Origin of the sequence: Streptomyces sp. NRRL B-24572 (genome assembly GCF_002156145.1) — a bacterium.
In the GTDB taxonomy this organism is placed as follows: Bacteria; Actinomycetota; Actinomycetes; order Streptomycetales; family Streptomycetaceae; genus Streptomyces; species Streptomyces vietnamensis.
Genome location: NZ_MWIG01000729.1, coordinates 1 through 5,631 on the forward strand (window position 1 = coordinate 1; position 5,631 = coordinate 5,631).

General features: G+C 74.9%; 3 protein-coding genes and 1 pseudogene. All 4 read left to right on the top strand.

Annotation, left to right across the window (positions count from 1 at the left end; translation table 11 throughout):
* Positions 1–1,377, top strand: a 1,377-nt coding sequence (locus CCN56_RS34630) for an FUSC family protein (RefSeq protein WP_107484272.1), incomplete at its 5' end; no start/stop codon positions are given.
* 216 nt (positions 1,378–1,593) lie between these two features.
* Positions 1,594–3,069 carry an APC family permease gene (locus CCN56_RS34635; RefSeq protein WP_086831768.1) on the top strand — a complete coding sequence of 492 codons (1,476 nt, stop codon included), beginning with the start codon at positions 1,594–1,596 and terminating at the stop codon, positions 3,067–3,069.
* A gap of 112 nt (positions 3,070–3,181) precedes the next feature.
* Complete coding sequence (locus CCN56_RS34640; RefSeq protein ID WP_086831769.1) at positions 3,182–4,171, top strand: hypothetical protein; 990 nt, start codon at positions 3,182–3,184, stop codon at positions 4,169–4,171.
* A 230-nt stretch (positions 4,172–4,401) separates the two neighbouring features.
* A pseudogene (locus CCN56_RS34645) lies at positions 4,402–5,631 on the top strand (hypothetical protein); the annotation flags it as partial.

Genomic DNA, 5,631 nt, shown 5'->3' on the forward strand with positions numbered 1-5,631 from the left:
TACGAGGCCACCGGCACCGACGCGTACGACGAGAAGCGGCAGGCCGTCACCGCCTCCCTCAACCAGTCCTACGACCTGGTGCTCGCCCGCCGGGCCCTCCAGCACGGCCGGACGAGCTCCCTGGTGCGGATCCTCGCCCAGCTCAACGTCCTCATCCCGCTCGTCGAGGCCGCCCCCGCCGCCCACCTGCGGGCCCGCCTGGTCGGCCCACTGTCCCCGGCGATCCCGGCGGCCGTACGGGAACTGGCGGACGCCGTCGAGGAGGGCCGCACGGGCGCCCCCGTACTGGACGACCTGCCGACCCCCGAGCGGCCCGCCGAGAAGGCCGTGGACCACGCCCTGCGGCACGCGGCGGCCGTCGTCCACAAGGCCGACCCCGATCCGTACAACGTCGACGACCGCCTCGGGCGCCCCGCCGCGCTCCGCGTCCGGGCCCGCCGGGCCGCCCGCGCCGTCCTGCTCTCGGAGGCGTCCTGGCGGTACGGCCTGCGGCTCGCGCTCTGCATCGGCCTCGCCCAGGCCCTGGTGTCCCTCATCCCCGTCCCCCGCTCGTACTGGGTCGCGCTCACCGTCACCTTCGTCATGAAGCCCGACTTCGGCTCGGTCTTCTCCCGGGCCGTGCTCCGCGCCGCCGGCACCGCCGCCGGTCTGGTCCTGGCCGCGCTCGTCCTCTCGCAGGTGCCGCGCGGCTGGTGGGACGTGCCGGTCCTTGCCGTGCTCGCCGCGCTGATCCCGGCCTCCTCCGCGAAGGGGTACGCCTTCCAGACCGCTGCCATCACCCCGGTCATCCTGCTGCTCTCCGACACGCTCAACCACCAGGGCTTCGACCTCGTCCTGCCCCGCCTCTACGACTCGCTCATCGGCTGCGCGATCGCGCTGGTCGCCGGCTATCTGCTGTGGCCCGAGTCCTGGCACGCCCGGATCGGCGACCGGCTCGCGGACGCGGTCGCCGACACCGCCGCGTACGTGGCGCGGGCCTTCAGCGGCGCCGATGACCAGGGCGGACGCCTTCGCGCCCGCCGAAAGCTCTACCGCGATCTGTCCACCGTCCGCTCCGAGTTCCAGCGCGCCCTGACCGAACCGCCGCCCACCGGCACCCGTGCCGCCGCCTGGTGGCCGCTGGTCGTCGCCGTGGAGCGGATCGTGGACGCGACGACCGCGGCCAGGATCCGGGTCAACCACGGTGCCCCCGCGCCCGATCCGGCGGAGGTCACCGCCGTGGAGCGGGAGTTGCGGGAACTCGCGGACGGACTGCGCGGCACGGACACCCTCGTGGAGGTCCGCGCGGAGCTTCCCGGCGACGAGAACGGAGTCCTGGCGCCGCTCCGCCAGGAGGTCGGCGCGGCCCGCGCCATCGCCGGTCCCGACCTGCGGTAAACCCCCTTCCGGGGGCGTACGGGAGGACTTACCGGCGGTCACAGAAACGGAACCTCCCCACTGCCATTACCGGAAACCACCCGGGCGACTACGATGCGCTCGATTCACCGTGATCCGCGCCCGCCGCCGTCGGCAACCGGCCCGGCGTGCGGTCCACTTCGCCGTGCCGCAGCACCACCCACGCCCTGCCTCACCTCCCGCCACCGAGGACCCGCCATGCGCACCACCACGAACAGAGGGCTCCAGCCCAACGTCCTCGGTACCTTCGACACGATCGTGATGGCCGTCGCCGGCAGCGCCCCCGCCTACTCGCTGGCCGCGACGACCGCCGTCCTCTTCGGCGCGGTCGGCCTCGCCGGACCCGCCGCCCTGCTGTACTGCGCGATACCGATGCTCGGCATCGTCCTCGCGTACGCCCGTCTCGGCCGGATCGACGTCAACGCCGGGGCCGGGTACTCCTGGGTGGGCCGCACCCTCCACCCCTTCCTCGGCTTCCTCTCCGGCTGGGCGCTCGTCTTCGCCGCCACCGTGTTCATGGTGGCCGGTTCGCTGCCCGCCGGCACCCTCACGCTCTCGCTGATCAGCCCCGGGCTCGCCGACTCGACCCCGCTCGCGGCGGCCGTCGGCGCCGGCTGGTTCCTGATGATGCTGCTCGTCGTCCTGGGCGGCGCGCGGCTCACCGTACGGGCGCAGCTCGTGATGTCCGGCGTGGAGATGCTGATCCTGCTCGGCTTCGTCCTGGCCGCCGTCGTGCACCGGGGCCGGGCGACCGCCTTCGACTGGTCCTGGTTCGCCCTCGACCACTTCCACGGGCCCGGCGCCTTCGCCGCCGGGGCGCTGATCGCCGCGTTCTACTACTGGGGCTGGGACGTCACCAGCAACCTCAGTGAGGAGACCCGCGACAGCCGCCGCACCGCCGGGCTCGCCGCGCTCGTCGGCGTCGGCTTCGTCTTCCTCCTCTTCGAGGCCTTCACCGTCGCCGTCAACGTCCTGCTGAGCGCCGAGGAGATCCGCGACGCCGGGCCCAACGTCCTCGCCGTCCTCGGCCAGGAGATCTGGCCCGGCGTCGGCGGCAAACTGCTCGTCGTGGCCGTCCTCCTGTCCACCGTCGCCACCCTGGAGACCACCCTCCTCCAGGTGACCCGCTCGCTGTTCGCGATGGGCCGCGACCGGACCCTGCCGGCCGCGCTCGGCCGCGTGCACCGCCGCTGGAACACCCCGTGGGTCGCGATCGCCGCCGTCGGCGGCGCCGGCCTCCTGATGTTCGCGGCGGCCGCGGCAGCGGGCTCCGTGCAGCAGATCCTCAGCGACGCCGTCGCCGCGATCGGCCTCCAGATCGCGTTCTACTACGGCCTCGCGGGCATCGCCGCGATCGTCGCCTACAAGGCGGTCCTGTTCCGCTCCGTACAGAACTTCGTCCTCGGCGGGCTGTGGCCGCTGCTCGGCTCCGCGTTCATGCTCTGGACCTTCGTCGAGTCGATCGGCGTACTCTCCACGACCGCCGTCACCATCGGCCTCGGCGGACTGCTCCTCGGCGTCGTCCCGCTGCTCGTGTACTGGCGCAAGGGCAGCGACTACTACCGTCCGGCCCGCCTGGACGCCGTCCGCGCCCTGGAGGCGGCGGAGGGCTCGGGCCCGGCCACGCGCCCGCGTACGGGAGCCCGCGACAAGAGCTACGCGACGGACTTCTGAGCGCACCCGTACGTACGCCGCACCTGTACGTACGCCGCGACCGCACGTATGCAGCGACTGTACGCATGCAGCGACTTCTCCCCAAGGCAGCCGAACCCGAAGGAGGCCCCCGATGGCCGTACGCCGCCGCTCCGCGCGCCCGGCGCGTCCGGAGCGCTTCGCGCCCGACTTCGACCCGGACTTCGGGGACCGGGCGCTGACCGAGGCGCGCCACGACATCGTCATCGGCCGCTGGCAGGGCGTACGGGACCTGCTCGCCGCCACCGGCACGGACTGGACGCGCCGTACCCACCGGCTGCGGCTCCTCTCGCACGCCGCCGCGGGCAGCTCCACCGTCGAGACCTGGCGGGCCGCCGAGCCCGGCAACCCCGACGCGGCCGTGCTGCGGGCCGCGACCGAGGTGGTACGGGTCTTCGACGCGGCCATCGCGGCCGGCCGGGGCGCCACCCTCGACCGGGGCCGGATCGACGCCGCCGTCGACGCCTGCCGGGGGGCGGCCGAGGCGGCACCGGCGGACCCCATGCCGTGGATCTCGATGCTCTCGGTGGCACGCCTCTACGAGGGCGGAGTACCGCGCCGGGAACTGCGCCACTGGTTCGACGAGTTGCGGCGCCGCGACCCGTACAACACCGAGGGCCACATCCAGGTGCTGCGCTACTGGTCGGCGCGGTGGCACGGCACGCACGGCAGCATGTACGACTTCGCCCGCGACGCGGCGGGCGTGGCGCCGCCCGGCTCCCCGCTGCCGGTCCTGGTGCAGGTGGCCCGGGTCGAGGAGTACCGGTACATCGCGGACGGGGCGCTCGGCCGGGGCCCGGTGCGAGGCTTCGACCAGCACTGGAAGCACGAACTGGCGGTGACGGAACTGCGCCGCACCCACGCGCGCTGGATCGGCGGCCGCGAGCCCGGGCAGCCGGTGGCACCGGAGGAGGTCGCGGACCTCAACTTCCTCGCACACGCGGCCTGTTACGCGGGCCAGGTGGAGATCGCGCGGGAGCTGATGGGACTGCTCGGCACGCGGGCGGCGTGGGTGCCGTGGGCGTACACGGGGGACCCGGAGGAGCAGTTCACCAGATTCAGGGAGGGCCTGGGAGTGGAGTGACTCCCCCCTCCCGGAGCCCTTCGACGGCAACGCCGGGTGTACGGATCCGCACGGAGACGGCACCGGAGTGAATGCCGCATGAACGCACGACGGCCGGGGGCGACCGGGTCACCGGAGGGGGAGGGGGCGGCCGCTAACCTTACGTGTCCGCCCTGGCCAGGGATGAACGTCCCGAAACGCCCAGTACGGACATTCACACTGCACCCCCACTCATGCGAAAGGGTTCGCCCATGGGTATTCGGAGCATGCTGCGCAAGGTGTTCGGCCGGGACCGCGAGGAATCCCCGGCAACCTCCGTCCCGCCCCAGACGCGTGAGACCCCGGAGGCGGCGGCCTCGACCCCGACGGGGACCTCGGACACCCCGGAGACGGCAACCCCGGAGGCCCCGGTCACCCCGGAGGCGGCGGCCCCGGAGGCCGCTCCGGTCACCCCGGAGGCGGCGGCGCGCCGCGCGGCGGACGACCTGGTGGCGGCGTCCTTCGACAACCCGCAGATCCCGAAGGCGAGGACGGCCGGGGCCGGGGAGACGGATGCGGCACCGGCTTCCGAGCCGGAGGGCGCGGCCACCGTCCCGGCGGAGGCGGCCGTCGCGGTGGACGCGGACGCGTCGGAGATCGCTGCGGAGCAGCAGGACGCGTCGGAGCCGGAGGCGGCCGTCGTCGCGGACGACACGAACCCGGAGGAGCCGGAGGCGGCCGTCGCGGTGGACGCGGACGCGTCCGAAGCCGCTCCGGAGGAGCAGGAGACGGCGGAGCCGGAAGCGGACGCCGCTGACGAGCCCCAGGCCGAAGCCGCCGCCCCGGAGGAGCCGGAGACGGCTGTCGCCGCAGACGCGGAGGCGCCCGAGGCCGCTGCGGAGCAGGCGGAGGCGCCCGCCGACGAGGCGCCGGATGCCGTCGTCGCGGACGACACGGCCCCGGACGCGCCGGAGGCGGCCGTCGCCGTGGACGCGGACGCGTCCGAGCTCGCTCCGGAGGAGCAGGAGGAGGCGGCGGAGCCCGCCGCCGAGGCGGCCGACGAGTCGGCGCAGCCCGCGTCCCCGGCGGAGCCGGAGACCGACGCTGCGGACGAGCCGCAGGCCGAGGCCGCAGTCCCGGCGGAGCCGGAGACGGCCGTCGGCACGGACGCGGATGCGGATGCGGACGCGTCCGAAGCCGCCACCGAGCAGCAGGAAGCGGCGGCGCCCGCCGCCGATGCGGCCGACCAGACGGCGGAGCCGGAGACGGCCGAAGCGGCCGACGAGGCGCCGGAGGCGGAGGCGGCCGTCGTCGCGGACGACGCGGCACCGGCGGAGCCGGAAGCGGACGCTGCCGACGAGCCGCAGGCCGAGGCCACCGCCCCGGCGGAGCCGGTCGCCGTCGCGGCGGCGGAGCCGGCGGCCGACGTCGCCCCCGAGCCGGAGGCGCAGGCCGACGAGGTCCCGGCCGACCAGGCCGACGAGGCTCAGACCTCCGAGGCC